Annotated in this window: 23 protein-coding genes; 10 read left to right on the plus strand and 13 right to left on the minus strand. The window is 31.1% G+C overall.

Annotated elements, in window-relative coordinates:
• Window positions 1-67: 67 nt before the first annotated feature.
• From CLAU_RS01600 to CLAU_RS01620, 5 genes are all read right to left on the minus strand, one after another.
• Window positions 68-1,864 carry an FAD-binding protein gene (locus CLAU_RS01600; RefSeq protein ID WP_013238928.1) on the minus strand — a complete coding sequence of 599 codons (1,797 nt, stop codon included), beginning with the start codon at window positions 1,862-1,864 and terminating at the stop codon, window positions 68-70.
• A gap of 18 nt (window positions 1,865-1,882) precedes the next feature.
• Window positions 1,883-2,344 (minus strand): L-2-amino-thiazoline-4-carboxylic acid hydrolase, encoded by a 462-nt coding sequence (locus CLAU_RS01605; RefSeq protein WP_013238929.1) that lies wholly within the window; start codon window positions 2,342-2,344, stop codon window positions 1,883-1,885.
• A gap of 128 nt (window positions 2,345-2,472) precedes the next feature.
• Window positions 2,473-2,799, minus strand: coding sequence for a 2Fe-2S iron-sulfur cluster-binding protein (locus CLAU_RS01610; protein ID WP_013238930.1), 327 nt, complete (start codon window positions 2,797-2,799; stop codon window positions 2,473-2,475).
• Window positions 2,800-2,897: 98 nt separating this feature from the next.
• The gene (locus CLAU_RS01615) at window positions 2,898-3,335 is read right to left on the minus strand and encodes a MarR family winged helix-turn-helix transcriptional regulator (RefSeq protein ID WP_013238931.1); all 438 of its coding nucleotides are present in this window, start codon (window positions 3,333-3,335) and stop codon (window positions 2,898-2,900) included.
• A 114-nt stretch (window positions 3,336-3,449) separates the two neighbouring features.
• Window positions 3,450-4,085 (minus strand): YdcF family protein, encoded by a 636-nt coding sequence (locus CLAU_RS01620; RefSeq protein ID WP_242832246.1) that lies wholly within the window; start codon window positions 4,083-4,085, stop codon window positions 3,450-3,452.
• 459 nt (window positions 4,086-4,544) lie between these two features.
• On the opposite strand from CLAU_RS01620, the gene CLAU_RS01625 reads away from it, so the two are divergent.
• Complete coding sequence (locus CLAU_RS01625) at window positions 4,545-5,375, plus strand: DUF6385 domain-containing protein (RefSeq protein ID WP_023161780.1); 831 nt, start codon at window positions 4,545-4,547, stop codon at window positions 5,373-5,375.
• 564 nt (window positions 5,376-5,939) lie between these two features.
• Here the strand turns inward: CLAU_RS01625 and CLAU_RS01630 are convergent.
• On the minus strand, window positions 5,940-7,049 hold the full coding sequence (locus CLAU_RS01630) for a metallophosphoesterase family protein (protein ID WP_023161781.1): 1,110 nt from the start codon (window positions 7,047-7,049) through the stop codon (window positions 5,940-5,942).
• Between the two features lie 162 nt (window positions 7,050-7,211).
• Complete coding sequence (locus CLAU_RS01635) at window positions 7,212-7,562, minus strand: four-helix bundle copper-binding protein (protein ID WP_023161782.1); 351 nt, start codon at window positions 7,560-7,562, stop codon at window positions 7,212-7,214.
• Window positions 7,563-8,121: 559 nt separating this feature from the next.
• Between CLAU_RS01635 and CLAU_RS01640 the strand changes: the two genes are divergently transcribed.
• From CLAU_RS01640 to CLAU_RS01650, 3 genes are all read left to right on the plus strand, one after another.
• Window positions 8,122-10,170 carry a methyl-accepting chemotaxis protein gene (locus CLAU_RS01640; RefSeq protein ID WP_023161783.1) on the plus strand — a complete coding sequence of 683 codons (2,049 nt, stop codon included), beginning with the start codon at window positions 8,122-8,124 and terminating at the stop codon, window positions 10,168-10,170.
• Between the two features lie 177 nt (window positions 10,171-10,347).
• A complete protein-coding gene (locus tag CLAU_RS01645) occupies window positions 10,348-10,872 on the plus strand; it encodes a peptidylprolyl isomerase (protein WP_023161784.1) in 525 nt (174 codons plus the stop codon).
• A 29-nt stretch (window positions 10,873-10,901) separates the two neighbouring features.
• Window positions 10,902-11,423: a metal-dependent hydrolase gene (locus CLAU_RS01650; protein WP_023161785.1), complete on the plus strand. Its 522-nt coding sequence runs from the start codon at window positions 10,902-10,904 to the stop codon at window positions 11,421-11,423.
• A gap of 82 nt (window positions 11,424-11,505) precedes the next feature.
• Here the strand turns inward: CLAU_RS01650 and CLAU_RS01655 are convergent, their stop codons facing one another.
• Window positions 11,506-13,221 carry a methyl-accepting chemotaxis protein gene (locus tag CLAU_RS01655; protein ID WP_023161786.1) on the minus strand — a complete coding sequence of 572 codons (1,716 nt, stop codon included), beginning with the start codon at window positions 13,219-13,221 and terminating at the stop codon, window positions 11,506-11,508.
• Between the two features lie 231 nt (window positions 13,222-13,452).
• Here CLAU_RS01655 and CLAU_RS01660 point away from each other — a divergent pair, with 231 nt between their 5' ends.
• Genes CLAU_RS01660 through CLAU_RS01680 form a run of 5 tightly spaced genes read left to right on the plus strand, consistent with a single transcriptional unit; the run spans window position 13,453 to window position 17,779 of the window.
• Entirely contained in the window at window positions 13,453-14,172 is a 720-nt protein-coding gene (locus tag CLAU_RS01660) for a lantibiotic protection ABC transporter ATP-binding protein (RefSeq protein WP_023161787.1), read from the plus strand.
• Complete coding sequence (locus CLAU_RS01665; RefSeq protein ID WP_023161788.1) at window positions 14,169-14,930, plus strand: lantibiotic immunity ABC transporter MutE/EpiE family permease subunit; 762 nt, start codon at window positions 14,169-14,171, stop codon at window positions 14,928-14,930. Before CLAU_RS01660 ends, CLAU_RS01665 begins: the two co-directional genes overlap by 4 nt.
• Window position 14,931: 1 nt before the next feature.
• On the plus strand, window positions 14,932-15,708 hold the full coding sequence (locus tag CLAU_RS01670; RefSeq protein WP_013238942.1) for a lantibiotic immunity ABC transporter MutG family permease subunit: 777 nt from the start codon (window positions 14,932-14,934) through the stop codon (window positions 15,706-15,708).
• Window positions 15,709-15,746: 38 nt separating this feature from the next.
• Complete coding sequence (locus CLAU_RS01675) at window positions 15,747-16,409, plus strand: response regulator transcription factor (protein ID WP_023161789.1); 663 nt, start codon at window positions 15,747-15,749, stop codon at window positions 16,407-16,409.
• Window positions 16,400-17,779, plus strand: coding sequence for a sensor histidine kinase (locus tag CLAU_RS01680; RefSeq protein ID WP_023161790.1), 1,380 nt, complete (start codon window positions 16,400-16,402; stop codon window positions 17,777-17,779). Before CLAU_RS01675 ends, CLAU_RS01680 begins: the two co-directional genes overlap by 10 nt.
• A gap of 17 nt (window positions 17,780-17,796) precedes the next feature.
• Here the strand turns inward: CLAU_RS01680 and CLAU_RS01685 are convergent, their stop codons facing one another.
• Both CLAU_RS01685 and CLAU_RS01690 read right to left on the minus strand, forming a co-directional pair.
• Window positions 17,797-18,243, minus strand: a complete 447-nt coding sequence (locus tag CLAU_RS01685) for a TM1802 family CRISPR-associated protein (protein ID WP_023161791.1) — start codon at window positions 18,241-18,243, stop codon at window positions 17,797-17,799.
• Window positions 18,244-18,382: 139 nt separating this feature from the next.
• Window positions 18,383-20,800 carry a type IA DNA topoisomerase gene (locus tag CLAU_RS01690; RefSeq protein ID WP_023161792.1) on the minus strand — a complete coding sequence of 806 codons (2,418 nt, stop codon included), beginning with the start codon at window positions 20,798-20,800 and terminating at the stop codon, window positions 18,383-18,385.
• Between the two features lie 216 nt (window positions 20,801-21,016).
• Here CLAU_RS01690 and CLAU_RS01695 point away from each other — a divergent pair, with 216 nt between their 5' ends.
• Window positions 21,017-22,126 (plus strand): DEAD/DEAH box helicase, encoded by a 1,110-nt coding sequence (locus CLAU_RS01695; protein WP_023161793.1) that lies wholly within the window; start codon window positions 21,017-21,019, stop codon window positions 22,124-22,126.
• Between the two features lie 169 nt (window positions 22,127-22,295).
• Here the strand turns inward: CLAU_RS01695 and CLAU_RS01700 are convergent, their stop codons facing one another.
• The 3 genes from CLAU_RS01700 to CLAU_RS01710 all read right to left on the minus strand — a co-directional run bounded on the left by CLAU_RS01700 (window position 22,296) and on the right by CLAU_RS01710 (window position 25,716).
• Window positions 22,296-23,126: a phosphoenolpyruvate hydrolase family protein gene (locus CLAU_RS01700; RefSeq protein ID WP_013238948.1), complete on the minus strand. Its 831-nt coding sequence runs from the start codon at window positions 23,124-23,126 to the stop codon at window positions 22,296-22,298.
• Between the two features lie 28 nt (window positions 23,127-23,154).
• On the minus strand, window positions 23,155-24,363 hold the full coding sequence (locus CLAU_RS01705) for a Tm-1-like ATP-binding domain-containing protein (protein ID WP_029169960.1): 1,209 nt from the start codon (window positions 24,361-24,363) through the stop codon (window positions 23,155-23,157).
• Window positions 24,364-24,507: 144 nt separating this feature from the next.
• The gene (locus tag CLAU_RS01710; RefSeq protein WP_029169961.1) at window positions 24,508-25,716 is read right to left on the minus strand and encodes a phosphoenolpyruvate hydrolase family protein; all 1,209 of its coding nucleotides are present in this window, start codon (window positions 25,714-25,716) and stop codon (window positions 24,508-24,510) included.
• Window positions 25,717-25,779: the final 63 nt, after the last annotated feature.

Here is a 25,779-nt window from a genome sequence, read left to right on the forward strand (position 1 = left end):
GTTTTTATACTCATTTTTAATAAGACATACTTTTTGAGTAAAAATTCACTCAAAAGTATGTCTTATCTTACTTTAACATTGAAAGCATATAATCAGGAATATTCTTATTTTTACCACCTGGAAGTTCCATTGTTGTTACTTTAGGCTTTCTGGTTGATAATTTCATGGTTTCGTCTTCACCTTTCGAACTCATAATCCTTAAAAGCCAGTTATCATTATCTACAAATTCATAATCATCACGTATGTGTGTACCCCTACTTTCCTTTCTCATAAGGGCAGCTCTTACACCTGCTTCTGTACAAGTTAAAAGATTTCGAGCCTGTACTGATTCTATCCATTCATAGTTATAAACTCTATTTTTACTTTTAGTACTCATTGCGCTTATGTCATATTTGTGTATTTTTAAAATTTCATCTAAAGCTTTTGTAAGTCCCTCTTCATTTCTTCTAAAGTTGAATCCAACATCAGCCGTTTTTTCTATATTTCTGTGTATTTTTATAGGACTAACTCCTTCTTTTCTTTCAAGAGGTGAAAAAATATCTTTAATTATACTATCAATATTGGTATTTTTCATACTTGGCTCATTTACATTTTGTATATATTTGCAAGCGGACAATGCTGCTCTATAACCCTGTACAAGCATTTCAATAAGTCCATCTGCAACCCTCATAGCTCCAAATACACCACTTGTAGTCTCACCAGCTGCATAAAGTCCTGGTACTCCAGTGTACATATTTTCGTCTACTTCAATGCCGCCCATGCTGTATTCACTGCCAATACCTACTTCCCATGGAATGCCCTTTCTAATATTTTCAACAAAAGTATCCAAGTTGTTTCCTTGATAGAATCCTTTTCTATACCATATGTTCATTAATGGTTCAGCTTTTTTTAAAGCTTTTTCATAAATATCAAAAGGTACATTGGAATAATCAAAATATACTCCTCCATTTGGAGTTCCTTTTCCTCTTGCAATTTGATCTCCATAATAATACGTAAATATAAGCTTTCCCATTTCACTTTCCTTGGCCATTTTAAGTAAATTTTCAGGTATATTATCTAAAATTGATTCTCCCTTACCATTTTTAACAATAGGCATTAACATACTGGAGTGTAAGAAGGGATAAATTGAACCTTTATATACTGATGGTGAAAGGGCAACTGCTGGTATATATAATAAAAATTCCATATCTGCAAGCTTGGCTCCTGCACGGTATGCCATAGCCATTCCATCGCCAGTCATATCGGAAACAGTACATTTAAAGGAATAAGGCTGATATCCGCCAGTAGCTAAAATAACTGACTTTGATCTGATTTCAATAATTTTTCCTGTATATACTTCTATGCCCACTGCACCTACAGCTTTTTTATCTTCCATTAAAATATCCACTGCTATAAAATCTTCTATAACATCAATACCACCTGCTTTTGAAACTCCATATCGGCAGCCAACTCCCACAGCTTTACCCGAGCTTATATATCCTTCTTCTCCAAAAAATACAACCTTGTGTCCTGCTTTTTCAATCCACTGTTTAAGTTCCCAGCAGCACTCATCACAATCACTTACAAACTGCTCAACCATATTTTGATCACTTAAATAAAAAGACTGTTTTACAATTTGTTCAAATAATTTTCCCTTTGTATTTTTAGGATCTGCTTCCTTGAGTCCATATTTATAATATGCTGTTTCTCCATCCATAGAAAATCCTGCCCCTGCCATAATGGCATTTCCGCTTTTTCCAAGCTTCCCTTTTACTGCAAGTAGTACTTTTGCTCCTTTTCTCGCAGCTGTTACAGCTGCCATTGATCCTGCTCCAGAACCTCCAACAACTAATATGTCAGTATCAATTATCTTATCTATTTGCATTTTAACAGCCTCCTATTTTTATAACATTTTTAAATTAAACTTACAAATTTTATCACCTTTTGCAATACAATAGGGTCTTTCCAGCTTCATACCAAAAGCCTCAAATAAAATATGATCTATTTCACAATATAGATGTCCTAGATCCATACCAGCTTTCCCATATTGTGACCATACATCTCCCATAGGGCAATAAGTAATTTTTGATTGATCATTATCTGAATATTTCCAGCCATTTGAAGGCATGTCTCTAACAGCAGCATAGGTTCTGGGATTGCTTAAATCCAAACCTTTTTCTTTTGCTTCAATTTTCATCGCATCTACCCTTGCCTTACCAAACTTCTTAACTGCAGATGAAATTGCATCCTTTCCGTTTTCTTCTCCCATTCTTTCAACCATTTCCTGTGCCATAAAATAGTATAGTTCAGCCATAAGCTTTGCAAATTTAACTGCTGGTTCCTCACTACTTTTTAAATTACTCATTTTATTTACCCCCTCTTATATTTTTTATCTGATGGCTACCTACTGTAACACTCACACTTCTATCAAAGCGTGAGATAACAGTAGCTACGCCCCTAGATAATTCATCTAAACTTAGTGGCAAACTCCCACTAAGTAAGATTCATTGATATAGTAACCAAATCTTTTACTTTTTTTCTTCCTTTTAAAGGCTCAAGGACAATTTCATCGCCCTTCTCTATTACATGTGTGCATGCAAGAGAAGGAGTACCATCAACCATAAGAGTGCATCTTCCACAAATTCCATGGCCACAGGCACTGTGTTTGTAATAGCTCAAACTGCTGTCACAATGTTCCTGGATATAATCGAGAACATTCATTACAGTCCACTTTTCTTCAAAAATTACTGGAACATCAAAACAGTCATAATGTTCACCTTCTTCTACTGTTGGTTCAAATCGATATACTTTTACTTTCATTTCAATACCTCCGATTAATAAAAATTTTTAAGTATAAATATTTTGTAGTTCGTAATAATTTATCAAAAAAAATTTGTTTGAATTCAAACAAATTTATATTATAAAGACTTTGCTAATCTCCTTAAAAATTTAATAAGAAATTCTTTTTCCTGATCATTTTCTGTTGCTTCCAAATATTTTTTAGCAATTTCATAATCAAACTTCATATGTTCTTCTTGAATAACTTTGCCTTCATCAGTAATTTCAAGATTAAATGAGCGTCTATCCTCTGGACTTATAACTCTCTTTACAATTCCACGCTTTTCAAGACGATTTATAACGCTTGTAAGTGTACTATTAGGAACTTGCAATATATTAAGTAAATCCTTTATCTGTTTTCCTGGGTTTTCTGATACTACTCTTAGAACTCTAAAATCAAGCATAGACATTTTTTTTGTTTTATCTGAATAATCATTTAAAAATTTGCTGTTAATCATTTTATATACGAGTTCATGTATAGCTTTATCAACAATTTTAATATCCTCATCTTTTATCATAGTGTATTTTCTTCCTTACTTCGTAATATTTATATCATGTAATAATACTAAAACATCTTATAAAATTTGTCAAGAGAATTATATGATTTTTCAGATCAATTTGTTTAATATCTTCTACCTATCGAAAATAAAAGATTTAACAATCCCAAAATATTCTCTTACACAATAATTAGGCAGAAGCAAATAGTTTACAGGTGCAGGAACACCTTCAACTTGAAATCCATATCTTTTAGCCAAAAATTTAGCTCTAAAAACATGGAAATTACTTGTAACAACAGCTAACTGTATATTTTCCCTACCATCTATTTTCTTCAAAATCTCCCTAGTATATTTCATATTTTCCAAAGTATTTTTGGATTTTTCCTCCTTTATTATATCTTCATTCTTTACTCCATGCTCAGCAAGGTATATCCTCATAGCTTCTGCTTCCGATATATCTTCTCCAGGCCCCTGTCCCCCTGACGCAATGATTTTTATACCTGGATTTTGTTTTATATATTTAAGTGCTTCTTGAGTTCTCTGAAGCTGAACTAGAAGCATATTTCTTCCACTGATCCCCCCACCTAAAATCATAATATAATCAGGCTTCTTATTATGACTTTCATTAGCACTTACAAAAATGCATCCTTCAACAAAAATAAATGAAATAACAATTATGGATATAAAAACTTTTAAAGCTATTAAAAATCTTCTCACCACTTTATTAAAGTTATTTTCATAAAACCTTATTTTATAAATTCCTAAGATCACGCAAACAATTCCTAATATAACAAAAAATTCTGAAAAATTCACAAACCTGCTAAATGCTATGAAGCAACTAATAAAATATAGTATGTTGATTATTCCAAAGGTCACTAGGAAGTATCCTATACCCTTGTGATTTCTTAAATTTTTTATCTTAAACACCATCCTAAAACATAATATTTTATAACCCAGTTTTTTGAACCACTTATATCATTAAAATTGTAATCTATCATATACCCCTCAAATCATATTTACCACAGTTTTTATTCTTATATACTTCCATTATATACTATATTGAAGCAGTTATAATAGTAAAAATATCTAGAATATAAGTCAACTTTTCAATTAAATTTTCTATACTGATACTATGGGCATTGAAATTGTTGATAAAATGTACCTTATATTACTTCTATTAAATTATTATGTTATGCACCGTTACTTACAATAAAAAGGAAGTGATATATTATGGAAGATACCTCTATAGAAATACCTGCTTCAAAATGTTTCACCGCTACTAACTTAAACCCTAAAAATATTATACTAAACACACTTTTTACTGGACTTGAGTCTGATAAAGATTATAAAGGTTATATCTTTTTTGATATTTCTAATTGGTTAAAGGATTTTCATATTAATTCTATAATTTTGAGACTATATTTAAAAGAGTTAAAGACATGCTCTCTGAGTCCTAATCTGTATATATCAGAAGTGGACAAGAATATTTGTGAATTAAATGAATGTAGTAATCCACAAACTCAAATATCCTATACAGTAAATAAAGATTCTCATGGATCTATTGATATAAATATAATGGATCTATTTTATGATAATAATTTTGATATTACAAAAAACAAACTATTTATGTTAAGTTCCGATGAAAAAGAAAAATCACTCTTTATATTTAGCTCAAATTCCACGGAAGATGATAAATTAAGTCCTAAATTATTAATTACCTGCTGTGATAAGCAACCTAAAACAATCAAACGTTTTATGGGAGTAAAAGAGTATCACTGGACTTTTGATTTGTATAAAAGTACAGTTTCTGAAGTAGTAAATATTGAAGACATCAATGAAGGTACTTTTTTCGTTACCAATGAAAGTAATTATCCAGTTGCTGCGGCAGTACAAGTTAGTGGTAATTTAATGAACTGGATTACCGATACAAAAGTTTTAGTTAATCCCCATACTACAAATGTGCTAATTTCAAGGTACTATGGTAAATACTCCAGATTACTTTTACTTTGTAAAAATAGTGCTCATATAAAAGCATCCTTTGTATTTCAATTTTACAAATAATTTGTGTATATTTTATATGACATTTATTTACACTGAGAAATATGCTGATAAGTTTGATTTCAATTTATCAGCATATTTCCCAGTATAATTTTATTTTAAAAAATTGCGAAACAATTTAGTTGAAAGTTGACAATTGATAGTGGACAGTGAAGGTGGATTTTTTTCCGTTATACTACAAAAAATCTTTAATTAAATTTTTGAAAACTCGTTTTGCTAAAGCAAAACGTCGCTAAGTTAATCTATATAAATTTAAAGATTTTTTGCGATAGCTAAAAATCATCCTTAACTGTCAATTGTCCACTATCAACTTTCAACTAAAAAAATTGTTTCGCAATTTTTTATATTAAGTTAAAATTTCACATGTGCGAAAGTTGAGTTATTAATTTATCCGATGACTACCTGCTCTAATACTCCCACGCACTCTGTGAAAGCGACTGTCACCAAATCAAAGAATTTGGGACATCTGCTTTTCTCCAAGTTGGAGTAAAGAGCAGCTATGTCCCTGGATAACGATTTCTAATCATCAGGTGGAGTCAAAACTCCATCTGATGCCAAGAACTCTGTTTATATAACATTACTCCATATATTAGTCAGCTTTTTTCCATCATCTTCATAGTATATATATGCTGGCTGCCAGTAACTTCCTATATACTCCCGCTGACGGGTATTTACTGATACACGTATTTTATTAGGTTTATCTGTTTTTGATATCTTTATTACATTGTACCTTTCAGGAACACCAGGCCATAAGCCGCTTTTCCCAACGCTTAAGGCTCCAGCTCCAATCATAACCATGTTAGGATTTATATTTTGAGGGTTTAGATAATCCAAACTTATGCTCCTATGAACATGGCCATGCAAGTAAATTTTAAAATTTTCATTTTGAAGTGCATTTGCAAAGGGAATATCATTTCCATAGCTATTTGTAAGATCTACAGGATGATGTCCTACTGCTATTTTTATTATATTGTTCTGGGTCAGCTGTCTTGAAACCTTTATTAATCCATCCGTATCAAAATAAGTTACTTCACGATTGAACTGGTCAATTTCAGCAGCAGTATTTAACATGAAGAATGCTACTTTTTGATTATCTATAAAATCCCCCAGTATAACTTTAAGCTGTTCTTTAGGATTATCCGGAAAAGGAACTTTATATAACATCTCATACAAATATTTGCTGTAGTTTGTAAACTTTTTATACCATTCTGCATCATTTCTTTTTAAATAAAACAAATCAGTTCCAACATTAGTAACTACTTTATCGTTAGGTCCAGGAGTACCAATAGTTAAATGATAGCTGCTCATAGTAACATTCCAACTTAAATCATGGTTTCCAGGTACTATAACTATTTTTTGATAAGGTACATTAAGTTCTTTACTCAATATATCTATAAACTTGAATGATTTTTCAAAGGATGATTCTGAATCGCCACGTTCAACAAAATCTCCACTAATTACTACATAATCAATATCAGTTAGCTTTATGCTGCTTTCAGGATTATCAAAGTAAACTTTTTTTAAGTCACTTATTAGAAGATATGCTTCATTTTTTTCATCGATGTCTGTTGTATAGTGCAAATCACTTAAGTCTAGTATAATTCCTTCCTTTTTAGATACTGAACTAACTTCCCTTTGTGAGTGAGTTTTTATTTTTCCTTTTGAATCATGTTCCATATTCTCATCCCCAAATTTAACGATATTTAATTGTTTAAAATTTTTATTTTGCTATTATATAATACTCATTAATAGGGACAAGGTTCCAATGTCTAATAAAAATACTGCAAAAACCTCTTCGTGAAAACACAAAGAGGTTTCTTTTTTGTGTCTATACTTTTTTTACATAGTGCTCATTCTTCTGCACTCATCAGCACATTGACGACATGCATCTGCACACATCCTACAGTGTTCATCATTGAATTTACTGCATTCGGATGCACATTCATCACAAGTTGTTGCACACAAATTGCAAATATCATTTACATGATATCCTCTTCTAGCCATGGTAGTTGCAGCTGTTCTACAAATTTCTGCACAATCAACTAAATCAACTATACAATGTTCTCTTGCCTTTACATCTGGTTCTGACAGACACATTCTGAAACATTCCTCACATAATTGCATACATTTATTACAAGAATCAATACATGATTGATACTGAGCATTTGGAGCCATTAAAGTTGAATTCATAATCTAAACCCTCCTTAAAATTGATACCTATATTCTACAAATTTTATTTTGCTCTAAATATTTGACTTTATACATTTAATAGCATCTCTATATTTTAGAAAAGCCCTCAATAACTAATAGACCTCAACTTTCGCAAGTTAAGAATTAATAATGAAAATTTAATAGTGACGGAAAAAAATCCACATTATAAACAATTTTCATGACTAAATTTAAGAAATTGTTAACAAGTATAGAATAATTGTTACAACATATTTGAAAATATATACTTCTTTTCAAATTTAATTGAGTTAAAATTTCCCCTATGATATGGTTGAAGGGGGTTTTATAATACTAAACTAATTGCACTTTTATATGTACAAAACATCAATGAATCTTACTTAGTGGGAGTTTTGTTTCTCCCTCTAAGTTTAGATGAATTATCTAGGGGCGTAGCTACTGTTAGCTCCCACTTTGATAGAAGTGGGAGTATTACATTAGGTAACCATCAGATAAATAATATACGCAATCCACATTAATATTAAAGAATCCATATAATAACATTTGAAAAGGGGTAATTTAGTTGAAATTAAGAAATATGCAAGGAAAAATTTTAGCATGTATCTTACCATTAGTTTTACTAGGAACATCTATAGTATCCTTTATTGGATATACTAATTCTAAAAACATGATCAATGCTCAAATTGATGAAAAAATGGACTATAAGTTACATGAGTCTGTAGAAAATATGCAGAAACTTCTATTAAAGAATGGTAAAGTAGCTGAAACTTTGGCCAAAGTAGCCGAGACTTCAGGAGGCACTTTAAGCCCAGATGCCTATAAATCCTTATTGGAGAACTTTGTAAAAACTAATGAGGAAACATATGGTTCAGGAGTCTGGTATGAACCAAATAAATATAATGCGAGCCAAAAGTACTATGGACCCTATGCATATAAAAATAACGGTAATGTAGAATATACAGATGAGTATAGTAATGAAGCTTATAATTATTTCAAATATGATTGGTATAAAAACGCCAAAAATGCAAATAAGAGCTTAGTTTGGTCTTTACCATACTATGATGACACTAGTAAAGTTACCATGGTTACTGCAGCATCGCCTTTCTACGATCAAAATAAGCAGTTTATGGGTGCTACTACAGCAGATATGGATTTAACTAGTCTACAAAAGGCTATACAAGACATGAAGTTTGGTACAAGCGGTAGAGCCTTTCTTTTAAGTACCGATGGGACATATATATCAGCCCCAGATAAAAGCAAAATTATGAAAGTTAAAATTTCAAATGACAGTAATAGTAGTTTAGCAGCTATTGGAAATGAAATTGTAAAACAGAACAGTGGTAAAAACACTTTCTACCAAAATAATGATAAATATAGAGTATATTATACTACAGTCCCAGAAACAGGTTGGACAATAGCCATAACTGTTTCTCAATCGGAATTATATGCCCCACTTAAGTCTTTCCTTTTTAAAACAATACTTACGTTTTTGATAATTATTGCATTAAGCGTACTTGTAGCAATCTGGTTTAGTAGACAAATTAGGAAAAATATATCAAAAGTTAATGAATTAGTACATGCTGTTTCTAAAGGAGATTTAACAAAAACATTAGAAATAAACACAAAAGATGAGTTAAATATTATGAGTAAAAATTTGAATAGTATGACTGCAGGCTTAAAAAATATGATTTCAGGGGTTTCTGAAAGTATAGAACAGATAGTTTCTATTTCAGAGGAATTAGCTGCTAGTTCCGAGCAGACAGAAACCACTGCAAGTCAAATAGCAACATCTGTCTCTCATATAGCTGAAGGCAGCAGCAGCCAGGTAGCAGATGCAGATAAAACAGTAAATAGTATGACCAATATTTATGGAGATATAGATAAAATATCCGAAAAGGTACAAAACGTTACAAATCATTCTGTTGAGACTTATAAAAAAGCCGAAGAAGGTACAAGTGTTGTAAATAATGCTGTAGAACAGATGGAAATCATAGATAATAACACTACAGTATTATCAAAGGTTGTAAATATACTAAATAGTAAATCAGGAGAAATCGGAAATATAAGTTCTATTATTATAGATGTATCGGAACAAACTAATTTACTTGCCTTAAATGCAGCTATAGAAGCTGCCAGAGCTGGAGAACACGGAAAGGGATTTGCCGTTGTAGCAGAAGAAGTAAGAGTATTAGCAGAACAGTCATCTAATTCATCTACTCAAATTAATGTACTTATTAAAGAAATACAAAATGAAATTCAAAAAGCAGTAAATTCCATGCAAGAAAGCAGCAAATCAGTTAAAGTTGGTATTAATTTAGTTAAAAATACAGGGACTTCTTTTAGTGAAATATTAAAAGATATAAGTAGTGTTTCTGATCAAATACAATATGTAGCTAAGGGAGTAAACCAAATTACAACTTCAATACAGGATATGGTTAATTCAGTAAACAAAATATCAGACATTTCTAAGGAGTCATCAGAAAGTATACAAAGCATAGCAGCCTCCTCTGAGGAACAAATGGCTATTATGAAAGAAGTAGCAGAAGTATCAGAGAATTTGTCTAATATGGCTGTAAAATTAGGCTCAGATATAAATACATTTAAGATATAAAAATAATTGATATATATAAAAAGAGAACGTGCCTAGATTAGTATAAATTAAATCTAGGCACGTTCCTCTTTTCACTTATTAATTGTTCATCTTATTTACCATATTACTTACTTGACAGAAGCTGTAATAAAACTTATTGTATAAATACATACAAATTTAATGAAAGAAGGAACATAAATGAAAAATCCTATAGTTACAATTGAAATGGAAAACGGTAAATTAATAAAAATAGAACTTTATCCCGACACCGCCCCAAATACAGTAAATAACTTTATATCCTTAGTTAAAAAGGGTTTTTATAATGGTACAATTTTTCACAGGATTATACCTGGATTCATGATTCAAGGAGGAGATCCTGAAGGTACAGGAATGGGCGGCCCAGGTTACTCGATTAAGGGTGAATTTTCAGCAAATAATTTTCAAAATAATTTGAAACATGAAAAAGGTGTAATCTCCATGGCTAGAACTATGGCTCCTAATTCTGCAGGCTCTCAATTTTTTATAATGACAGATAATGCACCTCATCTCGATGGTCAGTATGCTGCTTTTGGAAAAGTTGTAGAAGGAATTGATGCAGTAGATGAAATCGTAGCACAAGAAAGAGATTACAACGATAAGCCTTGTGAAGACCAAAAGATGAAAAGCGTAACTGTAGATACTTTTGGCGAAGAATATGATGAACCACAAAAGACAAATGATTAAAATAAATAATTAGGTTAGGAGATAAATATATGGTTTTTTTCGGACACCTTGGCCCCACAACAGCAGTTTTCAAATTCTATGAAAAGATAAGTAAAAAGGAAACAATTGATTATAGATTTGTTCTTGTTGGGGCAATACTTCCTGACCTCATAGATAAGCCCATAGGAGCATTTCTATTTAGGAACACCTTCCATAATAGTCGTATATTTGGACATACCCTTTTATTTTCCCTTTTGCTTCTATTAATAGGTATAGGTCGTATTAAAAGAAATAAAGGAAACCGTGTTTTCACACTTGGAATTTCAACCTCAATCCATCTAATGCTCGACAGTATGCAGCTATATAAAGGAATACTTTTTTGGCCATTTTTGGGATTTAAATTTCCTGAAAGACCAGAAGGAAATTGGGCAGAAGGAACACTTCAAAGACTTATTACAGATCCTTCCTACTACCTAACTGAAATAGTAGGCTTTATAATTATTATGTATTTTTTTATAAAACTTATAAAAAATAAAAGATTAAATGAATTCATACGAAATGGTAAACTCTAATTAAACACAGTATAAAAAACATGCGATTATATTCGCATGTTTTTTATAATACTTAAAACTGCATAAATAAACTTTTAAATATCTATACAGTAAATTTATGAATCATTTCATCAAGATTTTGTGCAAGTTCCGATTGAGTTTGTGCAGATTTTGCTATATCCTGTATTGCAGTGGAAACTTCAGTTACACTACCTAATATTTCTTCAGACCCTGATGCAGATTCTTGTGTAGTTGAGGATATATTATCAATAGCTGCTGTTACTTGCTCTACAGTTTGACTCATTTTATTTGCAGCTGATGCTATATCTCTAGCCATATTATTCATAAATTCAGAATCCCTATCATATGCCATGCCTGTTTCCAGGAGCAGTTTCTGGCTTGGTTTTACATTATTATTTATGTACTCCAGTATATCTTTTGCACTGTTAGATAAATTATTAAAAGCATCTTGAACTTGTACTACCATACTCTGAATTTGTGTAACAGCCTTCGCTGATTCCTCTGACAGTCCCCTTACTTCTTCCGCCACTACTGCAAATCCTTTACCATGTTCTCCAGCACTAGCTGCTTCTATAGCTGCATTTAAAGCCAATAAATTTGTCTGTTCTGCTATATCTCCTATGGAATCAGCCATTACTTTTACCTCATCAACAACTTTTCCTGCTTCTATAGCATTTATAATGTTCTCATGCTTTTCACTATAAATTTTATCTCCATTTTCTATATCTGCTTTAGCCTTAGTTTTCACCTCAGCTGCCCGTGTTTTTATTTCTTTTACTGAAGATGACGCATTATCAGCCTTATTTGAAAGTTCAGCTGTAGTTGAATTTATTTCCTGAACAGCAGCATCTACTTCTTCCGTTACAGTACTTAAATTTTCATTACCCTTTGCTATTTGTTCAGTGGACTCATTTACAGTTTCTATACTAGCATAAACTTCTTCTGTCGTTGCAGACAGTTCTTCACTAGAAGCACTTATATCTGTAGAACTATTACTAATTTGTAAAATTAAATTTCTTATATTCTCCATTGACTTATTTAAAGCTTCAGCAAGATTGCCAATTTCGTCTTTACTCTTAACATTTATTTTTTGTGTTAAGTCCCCACTTCCAATAGCTTCTCCCAATTGCAATATCTTTTTTACTTTCTCCGACAGCAATTTAGCTATTAGTATTCCTAGTAAGACAGAAACAACCAACCCTAAAACAGTTACAATTACAATAAAAGTAAAAGCACTCGCCGTCATCTTGTCATTAACATTATCCTTCTCATCAGCCCACTTAACATTGAGATTAATCATATTATCTATTTGACTATTCAATTTTTTCCTTACAGGGGTAATTGTACGGAAAACATTAAGTGCTTCATCATAGTTATTTTCACTAACAAGCTTTATAACTTGCTCACGAATGTCTCTATATTCATTTACTGACTTTTTTAGTTCTTCAAATAGCTTTCTATCTTCATCCTTTGTAATAGAACTTTCATAATTGTTCATAATTTTAGTATTATCTTGTTTTAAATTAGCCATTTCCTTTTTTATACTATCAAGTTCATTTCTATCCCTTTTGTATACAAGAGAAAGTAGGTCTGCCCTAATTTCCGTTTGATTGTCCTTTAAAGCTCTAATAGCATTTATGCCAGCTAAATTGTCATTATGCATGTCAGCTGCATTTTTACCTATCTGTCCTATATAGATTCCTCCAATTATGCCTACTATTATTATAAATAGAGATGTTAAAATAGATAATGACATTATTTTTTGAACCATTTTTAAATTGCTAAACCACTGTTTCATTAAAATTCGTCTCCCTTCACAATTTAACGATCTAGTTTAATATTCGATATTTTTCTGCAATACTTTACAATTGAGCTCATATTTTACATTTGTATTCACATTTTATATATTATTACACTTTAATATTAAATTCACATATTAATACAATTTATTTTTAAGCATCGTTTTTTTGTTAAAATCTTGATTTTTATTTGATATTCTCTTCTTGTACATAAGGAAGGAGTACTAATTATGGAAAAAGATTATTTATTGGAAACTCAAAAATTAACGAAAGTATTTAAAAAGGATTGTGCTGTAAATAGCCTTGATATTTCAATTCCAAGAAATCATATTTATGGACTTCTTGGTGCTAATGGTGCAGGAAAATCCACTACATTAAAAATGCTAACAGGACTGTTAAAGCCAACTTCAGGTAAAATCATTTTTGATGGTCATACATGGAGCCGTAAGGATTTAAGAAATATTGGTGCCTTAATTGAACAGCCTCCTATTTATGGAAATTTAACTGCAGAGGAAAATCTAAAAGTTCACACCACCCTTTTAGGGTTACCTAACAAACGTATTAAAGAGGTATTAAAAATTGTAGACTTAACAGATACAGGTAAAAAGGAAGCTAAAAATTTCTCCATGGGAATGAAACAACGTTTAGGAATTGCCACTGCAATCTTAAATCATCCTAAATTACTCATACTAGACGAACCAACTAATGGATTGGATCCTATTGGTATTCAAGACTTACGGAAACTCATAAAGTCCTTTCCAGAGGAAGGGATGACTGTAATACTATCCAGCCACATTTTAGCAGAAGTAGAGCAGATCGTAGATTATGTTGGAATTATGAGTCACGGAATATTAGGTTACCAAGGAAAAGTTAACCCAGGTGAAGATTTAGAAGAACTATTTATGAGTGTTGCAGAAAAAACTACTAGAGGAAGAAGGATTGCCAGATGAATAAATATCTAATTGCTGAGAATTTAAAAACAAAAAGAACTATGCTTCGTAAAATACTTATTTTTATGCCTATATTATGTACTATTCTTAGCTTTACTTTTGATTTTTTAGGCTTTGGATATTTCACTGCTGACTCTGTTTTTACTTCTATAAATCATTGGTCATTATTATGGATGCCAGCTTTAATTGCTTTAACTACAAGTATGTTTCACAAACTTGAAGAAAACAGCACAGGTTATAAGACGATTTTTTCTTTTCCCATTAATTTAAAGAAAAGCTGGATATCTAAAATTACAATTTTATCATCATTTACATTGATATCCTCTATTTTTTTATGTGTAATTCTTACTATATTAAATATGATCTTTACTAGGACACAATTAAATGGTGCACCATTTTACTATTGTCTTATAGCCGCTATCATAGACTGGCTTACATCCCTCTGGCAGATTCCTCTATGCCTATGGTTAAGTAAAAAGATAAATTTCTTTGTCTTATTACTTGGAACCTGTGCAGCTAATATGGAGCTTGGTGCAGCTTATGCCCCATCCTCTTTATGGTGGCTATCTCCATGGACCTTCCCTCTTAGACTGCAGTGTCCAATATTGCATCATCATCCAAATGGACTACCCCTAGAACCAGGAAGCAGCTTATTAAATCCATCAGTTATTCCAGTTGGTATTTTAATAGGAATTTTTCTATTTTTAATTCTAATAACTTTTACCACTTATTCATTTAAAAAAAGTGAGGTACATTAATATGATTGAATTTTGGCACAGCTACAAAGCAGAATTTTTTAAAAATAGGCACAGTATTTTTCTCCGGGCACATATTGTGCTGCCTTTCCTCTTAGTTTGTCTTATGACTTTTACAAGGCTTGGTAAATCAAGTGATTTGGGGATATTTAGTAACTTTTTTAAACTGATAGGTTTTGCCTTTTCATTACTTGCTGCAGTACTTTGTGCACTAATTGCTGATCAAGAAAAACAAGCTGGGCATTGTCAAATAATGCTCAGCAAACTTTCCCATAAAACAACTTCTTTTATAAGTCAACTGTGCATGTTACTTACAATGTGCTTGGGAGCTATATTTTTTGCTATATTACTATTTTTCATATCCATGAAACTTATATTACATATAAACAGCATAAACTATCTTTTATATTTTAAAACAGGGGCTTTAATATTTTTATGTGTTATTTTCCTCTATAGTTTATACTTAATTTTAGCTTATCATTTTAATACAGCTGTTTGTAATATAACTGGATTTGCCGGGGTCATAATTTGTGCTGTAGCCTCTACAGGACAGGGAGATAGTGTTTGGATGTTCTTGCCCTGGGTGTGGCCCATACGATTTATAAACTTTATAGTTATATCTCAATACAAGCTTCAAGGGAAAATCCTCCCAAAAGAAATTTTTTTCTCATATACCCAAAATGGGCTAAATGCAGGACTAACATCTATGATAATAATGACAATTTGCTGTATTATTTTCTATATACTTTCCTTTCACTTTTGGGAAGGTAGACAAAAATAATCAATAAAAGTATCATGTAAACAGTGGGAGGGTAGAACATGGCAAAAATTTTAGCTGTAGATGATGACAAGCGAATTTTAAAATTGATAAAAAATGCTTTGGAATTAAATCATCATGAAGTAATTACACTGCAAGATCCAGAAAATATTCCTATAGAAGAATTTTGTGGATATGATTTGATTTTGCTGGATGTAATGATGCCAGAGATAGATGGCTTTGAACTTTGTCAGAAAATACGCAGTACAGTAGATTCTCCAATTATTTTTTTAACAGCAAAAACAGACGAATCATCCATCGTAAAAGGGTTAGCCTTTGGCGGGGATGATTATATATCAAAACCTTTTGGAGTAATGGAATTAAATGCTCGTGTTGAAGCATACCTTAGACGTGAAAATCGCGGCAAATCAACAAAAAAATTAGTATATGGTGATATTACAATTGATTTTGATAAGAAGGAAATACTGGTCAATAATAATGTCATTGCTTTTACTAAAAATGAATATAATATTTGCGAATTTTTAGCACTTAATCGAGGCAAAGTATTTACAAAGCAGGCAATTTTTGAGGCAATTTATGATTTGGACAGTGACACTCAATTTTCGGTAATCACTGAATATATAAGATTAATCCGCAATAAATTTAAAGGATATAACTGTTTTCCTATAGAAACAGTGTGGGGAGTTGGATACATGTGGAAGTAAAAAAAACATCCTTTCAAATCTATATTATTAAATTTATCTTAAAAGTGGGATTTTCTTTTATTATACTTTTACTTGCTTTGCTTTTTGTTTTTAGTTATATCTCTAATAATAAAATGCTGCTGCCAGCTAGCTATTCAGAACAATTAGTGGAAAAAGTTACACCAAGTATAAAAAGTGCTAAAGAAGTGACTTCTGAATTAATACCTGAAAATTTGAAATATACAATTTTAGACAAACAAACTTTAGATGTAAAAAAAAGTACCATGAATAAGTCCCAAATTAAAAAAGCAAAATTACGTATTAAAAACCACCAATTTACAGGAGCTGATTTTTTCGGAAATGCTTATGCTATAATCGAGCGCCCAAAAGAATACTGCGTAATTCATTACAAATTGATCATGCAATTTGCAAACCCAACTCTTCGAAATTTGATGCCTTATCCTGGATTAATTATTGGTTTGCTTTTTACCATTATTTTGTTAATTACACTATATTTTCTTTCCCTGCAGTTTTCAAATAAGATAAAAAGAGAATTAAACAAATTTAGCTTCATTACTCAAAAAATTGAAGATAAAGATTTAGATTTTGAGGTGCAAAATTCTTACTTTATAGAACATCAAAAAGTTATGGATTCCTTAGATAGTTTGCGCCGCAGTCTTAAAAAATCCTTAACCTGCCAATTTGAGCAAGAAAAAAACAAAGGTGAACAAATTAGCGCACTGGCTCATGACATTAAGATACCCATTACTGTCATTAAAGGAAATGCAGAATTATTAAGTCTTACACAAAAAGAGGAAAATGCATTAGATTATACAAATGAAATCATAGAAGCAGCAGGTGAAATAGAGCATTATACTGAGCTTTTAATTGAAACTTCTAAAAATGATCAGTCCATTGCCCTGCACAAAGAAAAAAGTAATGTAAATAAATTTCTACATGTAATTGAAAAAGATACACTATCCTCTATTGGAAACCGTCATATTCATTTTGTACTTGACGTCAGTATTCCAAAAGAACTAATGTGGAACATTGACTTTTCCTCAATGAAACGAGCATTTATGAACATCATTATAAATGCACTTGAGCACACTCCAGATGAAACATCCTTAAGCTTACAGGTCCATTTTAAAAACAATTTAGCTTATTTTGTATTTACTGACTCTGGAAATGGCTTTTCACCTGAAGCACTCCAAAAAGCTGCAGAACTATTTTATACTGATAATAAAAGCCGAAGTCAAACAGGTCATTATGGTATTGGATTAACTTTTGCAAATAAAGTAATTAGGGCACACAATGGCAGCCTTCATATACAAAATGATGCATATACGGGCGGTGGGCAAATTGTAATTTCATTACCTGTAGAACTGTAGATCAAAAAACATAAATGTCAAACTGCCCTCTTCCCCTTTTTGTCACTTAGCATGATGCTTGCAGTATTGTATACATAACCGGATAATACATAAAACAAATTTTCCTGCTTGTTCATCTTCCACTTTTTAATATTTAAATCTAAAATTCTCTTTAGTTCATTAAAAATTGCCCTAGTATATCCCTTCACTTTTCCTTGTTCTAGCTTTTCAAAAATTTCTTTAGCAAGCCCCATTATTTTTATTTCATTTATGCCGGTATAATTGAGTTTATTAAATATAGATTCTCTATCTTCTACATTAATTAAATTTTTTCGAGAATTTTTATGAATATCTTTCCATTGTGCATTTCTCATTTCTCCCATAAGATACCCTAATAAAAACATAGCTATTTCTTCTTGGTCGTATTTCATTTTTTCTAAATAATTTTTAATGTCGCCCTTTAGATGGAAACTTCCCCTATCCATAACTTTTCCTCCTTCATATACCCTTTTTGCTTCTCACTATGTTCCTATATCTTCAAATAATATAGGAACATAATCTATCATTTTACTTTTATTATTCTATAAATAACCATGTTTTCCTTCTTTTTGTTATATAAAATTACTATTTTGTTATTTGCATTTTCCATTTATATGGATATTTATCCTTATTTTTATTTTCATTTTTTATTAACATAAGATAGGCATCAAAAATATTTCCATCTTTGCCTTTTAAACCTTTAATTTTAACCTTGCCATTCTTAAGAAGTTCACAAACCATAGTTTTAGTAGGTTTTTTGCCCATACAGGCCAAATATTTATCATTCTTCCATATAGTAAACTTACAACCCTCTTTCCAATTGCTGCATCCAAAAGCATTTTTACCTTCTACAATATCGTGTCCGCAGCATGGACATTTTCCTAAAACTTCATTTTCAAAATTAAATACAATTTTTCCTTCTTTATCAATTACTAAGGAGGCATTAAATTTCTTTCCGCTTTTACCCTTAAATCCTTTTATGACATTAGTTTTGGAATCTTTAATAAGTTTTTTTACATGGGTTTTTAAAATCTCTTTTCCTGCTATTTTATTGCCTACAAAAAACTTACAGCCTTCTTTCCATCTATTACAACCATACCCCGATTTATTTTCAACAACTTCTCCTTCATGGCATACAGGGCACTTCCCAATGCTTTCTATTTTAATTTTACTGTCTGATTTATTGTTATATAGATACAGCTTTTCTATTTTAATTTTGTTACCATTTTGAACAATGCTATTTAATTCATCTTTTACTTTATCTATTATTTCATTTATTCCTATTTCCTCTTTATAAACCTTTTTAAGCTGCTTACCAAATTCAACTGTTTTTTCTTTATTTAAATCAATCTTTAATTTTTCAAGTGCTTCTATAAGTTTTTTACCTTTATTCTCACACTCTAAGTGACCTTTCAGCTCTTTTATATATTCATATTTTTTTGCATTTTTAATTATCCCTGCCCTTGTTGCAACAGTGCCTATTTCACAACCTTCAAGTATCAATTTATATTCTTCATCATCATTTTCACCCTCTAAATCTTCTACCTCTTGCTTTTTAAAAGGATTTTTAAGGAAATTGTTTAGTTCTGATTCTGTTACTCTACCAGGCTTTTGGGTTTCTTTCTGATCTACTGAAAATTTAGTATCTAACTCCTCTCCTTCTACAAATTGAGGCAATTCATTTTCCCTTTTAGATTTTTCATATTTTAAAAAGCCAGGACTTTTTATAACATTTCCCTTTAATTGAATAATTTCATCATCTATTTTTATTACTACACTTGTTTCTTCTATTATTGTTTCTTCATTTAAAAAATTACTTATAAATCTATTTTTTATTGCGGTATAAACCTTTTTTTCACCTTCCGATAATTTTTCCTTTCGTGGAATTTTTATGGTTGGAGTGATTGCACTATGACTTTCTACTTTTTTACTGTTAAAAATTTTCTTGTTATCTTTAAAAGATATATCTGCATTAAAATTTTCTTTTACTGCTGCAATTACACTTTTTATTCTATCTTTTTCATTTTCCGCCAGATACTCTGTATTAGTCCTTGGATATGTGGTATATCCCTCTTCATATAGTTTCTGCAAATTTTTTAAAGTATCATCCAAAGACATTTTTTCTTCTTTAAACATTTTATTTTGTAAAGTATCCAATGAAAAAAGCTTAGGCGGCTGTTTTTTAACTTTTTTCTTTTCAACTTTATCAACTATAGCCTTTTTATCTTTTAAATTATCCAATAGTTTTTCAGCTTTATCTCTTTCATTTGCTGCAAACTTTCTATCTTTTAATTTAGCTTTTACATGTAAGTTATCTTTATTTATGACAGCCCCTATCTCAAAATAGGTCTCTGGCTTAAAGTTTTCAATTTTTTTGTCTCTATCATATACATATTTCACAATAGGAATTAAGACACGCCCTACAGGTAAAAATGAACCTGATTTTATACTTAAATACCTAGTTAAATTTATTCCATAACTCCAGTCTAAATATGTTCTTGCCAGTCCTTCATCATATAGATTTTTGTATTCTATATCATCTCTTAAATCTTTTAAACTTTGTATAATTGTTTGTCTTGTTTGTTCCGGCAGCCATAATCTTTTAACAGGTTTAGTAACATGTTCTTCTTCAAAAGCTCTAAATATTATATTATTTACAATTACTTCCCCTTCTCTATCTGCATCACCACAATTCACTATCTCATGGACATCATTTCTTTTTATTAGTGATTTTATTATTTCATACTGCTTTTTTACCCCCTCATCTTTTCGTAATCTAAATTTAAATTCTTTTGGTACAAAGGGTAATTCTTTCAAAGTCCACTTTGTTTTTTCTCTTCCAAAATAATCATCTACATCGTAAAGTTGAAGTAAGTGACCATAGGCAAAAGTAACTATATAATTTTTATTTTCAAAATATCCATTATTTCTTTCCATACTACCAATACTCTTGACAATACTCATTGCCAGGCTTGGTTTTTCAGCTATAATAAGTGACTTCAATTTAGTTAATACCTCCAAAGTTTATGTCTTTGACTTTATTTGTAATAAATTTATCAAATAATAATCATCAATAATAAGTTCCCATATAAAAATATACCATTGTACTATCATAATGTAAAAACTTAAGGGCAACATTAGTATTAATTGCAGTAATATGCTATTATTAATTCACTTAACTAAATAAAAATACATATTAATAATGAAAGGTCTGAAAAAATGGATTTTAAGGAACTAGAACTTAGTGAAAATATAATAAATGAGTTAAAACACATGGGAATTACTAAACCAACACCAATTCAACAAGAGAGCATCAAATTTATTAGAGAAGGAAAAGATGTTATAGCTGAAGCACAAACGGGTACTGGAAAAACTCTTGCTTTTTTACTTCCTATTTTTGAAAATATATCACCTAATATAAATTCAACTCAAGCACTGATTGTAACTCCTACAAGAGAACTTGCTATTCAAATAACTGAAGAAGCTCTAAAACTAAAAAAAGCTAAAGATATAAATATTTTAGCTGCATATGGCGGGAAAGATATAGGTTCTCAATTAAAAAAACTAAAGAGAAACATTCATCTAATTATTGCAACTCCAGGTAGACTTTTAGATCATCTCCATAGAAAGACTATAGATCTTAGCAAATTAAAAACATTGGTATTAGATGAAGCAGATCAAATGCTTCTTATGGGATTTAAAAATGATGTAGAAGATATTATAAAAGAAGTCTCTAAAAAACGTCAAACATTATGTTTTTCTGCAACTATGAATTCTGATGTTAAAAAATTAGCTTATAGATACATGACTGACCCTTTAGTGGTTTCCATTAAAAAAGAAAAAGTTACACTTAATAATATTAAACAATATGTAATAGAAACTACTGATAGAAAAAAGCAAGATGCATTGTGTAATATTATGGAGCAAGATAATCCATTTATGGCTATTATATTTTGCAGAACTAAAAGAAGGGTAGATGACCTTGAAATTGCACTATACCAACGTGGATATAATTGTAAAAAACTTCATAGTGATATCCCTCAATCAAAGCGTGAAAGAATAATGAAATCTTTTAGGAATGCAGATATTCAGTATTTGATAGCTACAGATGTGGCCGCTAGAGGACTAGATATAAGTGGAGTTACTCATATATATAATTATGATATTCCAGAAAATGTAGAGTCATATATACATCGTATCGGTAGAACAGGAAGGGCCGGTGAAGAAGGCTGTACTTGTCTATTTGTAGATCCAAAGGATAAAAGAACTTTAGAAGAAATAGAAAGAGGTATAAAATTTAGGATACCTAGAAGAGAGTTAAATATATAAATATAACAGTAGAAGTGGCATACTAATTAATTTGGTGCATCTCCCTTTTAACACGTATACATAATATTGACATATTTAGATAGATTTCAGAAAAAACATTCTCAGAAAAAATTAAGGCTAGTCTATAAAAAACAAGATTAGCCTTTAAATAAATCCATACTTTAAATTATTATTTTTTTATTAATTTAAATGATTCTGTCTGCTCTTTAATACTTCTCTCAGCCGCAAGTCTTTCAATACTAGATGCTCCAAAGAAACCATCTATTCCTTCTGTTCTCTGAATTACATATTCAGCATCTTCTGGTTCTGCAATAGGTCCACCATGGCAAATTACCATAATATCTGGATTGACCGATCTGCCTGCTTTAATTATAGCCTCGATTTTCTCAACACAATCATCTAATGTAAGTGCTGTTTTAGCACCAATTGTACCTTTTGTAGTCAGACCCATATGTGCAACTAAAATATCAGCTCCTGCTTCTGCCATTGCTTTTGCTTGTTCTGGATCAAAGACATATGGCGTTGTAAGCATATCCAATTCATGTGCTTTTTTAATCATTTCAACTTCAAGTCCGTATCCCATGCCTGTTTCTTCTAGATTTTGTCTAAATACACCATCAATTAAACCTACTGTTGGAAAATTTTGAACTCCACTAAATCCTTGGTCTTTTAACTGTTTTAAATATATATCCATAACTCTAAAAGGATCAGTTCCACAAACACCAGCAAGCACTGGAGTATCTTTTACAACTGGAAGTACTTCTGCTCCCATTTCAACTACAATTTTATTAGCATCTCCATAGGATAATAAACCTGCAAGAGAACCCCTTCCTGCCATTCTATATCTTCCAGAGTTATATATAATAAGCATATCAGCACCACCGGCCTCACTGCTCTTAGCTGTAATACCTGTTCCTGCTCCTACTCCTACTAATATTTTTCCACTTTTAACTTGTTTCTTGAAACCTGCAATAATTTCGCTTCTTGTCTTTGTATTCATAAATAATTCCTCCTATAATTTAAATTTACTATTTTTCCATCATATCTATTAACTTTTGAGCTGCAGCTTGTGCAAACTTCACATCATTAATATCACAATCCATCTCTATTATTTCTACAGCATTTTTGTTTACGTTATTTATTAATGTATCAAATAAAACCTTATCCTCTTCTGGACCATAAAAAGGTTGACCTTCTACATCAATGCCAGATACTCCTTTTAGAGGTATAAACAAAGCTGTTTTTTCTTTAGCTAAATTTAATTTTTCAACTAATTTTTCAGCAATTGCTTTATTTTCCTCTATATTTGTTCTCATAAGTGTTACTGTAGGGTTATGTTTATACAAATTGCGTTTCTTAAATTTCTCTGGTACTGTATCATATGGGCCAAAGTTACACATATCAAGTGCACCTACAGATACAACTTGCGGTATACTCTTCCTGCTTGCTGCCTCTAAACGATCAGGTCCTGCATTTAAGACCCCTCCGATAATTTCATCTGCCCACTCAGTAGTTGTAAGATCCAATACGCCTTCAATAAAACCTCCATCAATGAGAGCTTCCATTGAACGTCCACCTATGCCTGTTGCATGAAATACAAGAACTTCATATCCTCTTTTTTCAAGGTACTCTCTTGCAGCTGTTATGCATGGTGTCGTTACACCAAACATAGTTGCAGCAACCAATGGTTTTTTATCCACAACTTTTGTATTTTCAAATTTAACCATACCTGCAATTGCAAATACAGCATTTGTAAAAATCTTTGTTGAAATCGAGTTAAGACCTGCAACATCTACTACAGAAGGCATCATGACAATATCACTAGTACCTACATAAGGCTCCGTATTTCCTGAAGCAACTGTTGAAACCATAACCTTTGGTACACCTATAGGTAATGCCCTCATAGCTGGTGTTGCTAAAGAAGTTCCTCCAGAACCCCCAAAGGAAATAATACCATCAAATTTACCCTGCTTATATAATTCAGGTACTAATTTTTCCATACCCTTTGATAATACTTCTGTTGCCCATGCCCTATCTTTTTTAGCAACTATATCTTTTAAATCTGCACCTGCTGCCTTGGCTACCTCACTATTTGACACGTCTGGTTCAAAAGTTGGCTCAAATACACCTGTATGAATAGTAAAAGTACCTAATCCCAAATTTTCAATCAATTCTTTTGCGTATGAATATTCAGAACCTTTTGTGTCAAATGTTCCTGCAATAGCAATAGTTTTCAATTACTTAGCCTCCTCTACAACTTTATCCTTTCCTAATATGTACACTATTAGGAAAATATTTTGAAGAACGTTCTCATAAAAAAAGTATGATTAACTACAAAATAATCATACTTTTTTATGTCTCTGCGTAAACGTTATTATGTACTATGTTTTTGTGCTTATGTCATATTTTTTTAATTTATATTGTTTAGGAGAACAACCTTTATATTTTTTAAACATTTTACTAAACTGTGCATAATCCTTATAACCAACCAATGCTGCCAGGTGGGATAATTGGATATTCTTTTTGATTATAATCTCCGCTGCTTTATTTATACGAAATTTAACTAGATATTCTGGGAAACTACAACCTACTTCTTTTTTAAACAAACTGCTTAAGTAACCTCTAGATACATGGGCTACTTTAGCCAAATCTAAAAATGAAATATCATTCATGTAATTTTGAACAACATATTCTTTAACAAATTCAACATAATTATAATGCTTTGTAATTCCATCTAGCATCTTAACCATTAAATCATCTTCATTAAGTTTAGCTGATGATTTGAAAGCCTTTGTTATATTTGTAATAGACTTTTCTGATGGAATTCTCTCAAATGCCGAGCCACCTACATATCCCATTAAATCTTCATTATTACTATACATATATTGAACATCAATTGGTGTTTTTACAGGTCCGCCATATATTAATTTAATTACACTTGGTTTTAACTCATTGCATTTATTAAATATCTTAGCTGCCTTAACCTTTGCAGCTTCTAGTGAAAAAACTTTTTTTGATCCTAATAATCCCCCTCCTGTTAAGCCCAAATGTACACAAATAACATCAGCTCCAGCATTAATCATTTGCTCTGCTTGTATTTCGTTAAATACAAATGCAACTGTAAACATGTTTTTCCTATGAGCTATTCTTATTGCTTCTACCTCGGTTAAATAATTACATCCATCTTCTTCAAGTGCTTCGCTGAATTGATTGTCTATCAATCCGACTGTAGGATAATTATTAATACCAGAAAAGCCCATACTTTTTATTTTATCTATGTAATTTTCCATATTTTTTGTAGGATCAGTTGCATTAAATCCAAAAATAATAGGCATATCTTTTACTAATGGTATTATTTCTTTTGAAGCAAAATCCATTACCATATCATTGCTATTACAGAATGGTAGAAATCCCGCTAATGAACTTCTCCCCATCTGCCGAAACCTACCAGAATTTAACACCAAGATAAAATCAGCTCCACCTTTTTCTACATATTTTGCCGTCATTCCCGTACCTGTTGCTACACCAATAATATGGCTTCCTTTTTCTATTTGTACACTGATATTCTTCAATAACCTTTCTCTTTTCATATTTTTTCTATACCTCTCATCTTGTTCACTATTTATCATTTTCCATAGTACCTCACATTATCT

Source organism: Clostridium autoethanogenum DSM 10061 (assembly GCF_001484725.1).
GTDB classification, from domain to species: Bacteria; Bacillota; Clostridia; order Clostridiales; family Clostridiaceae; genus Clostridium_B; species Clostridium_B ljungdahlii.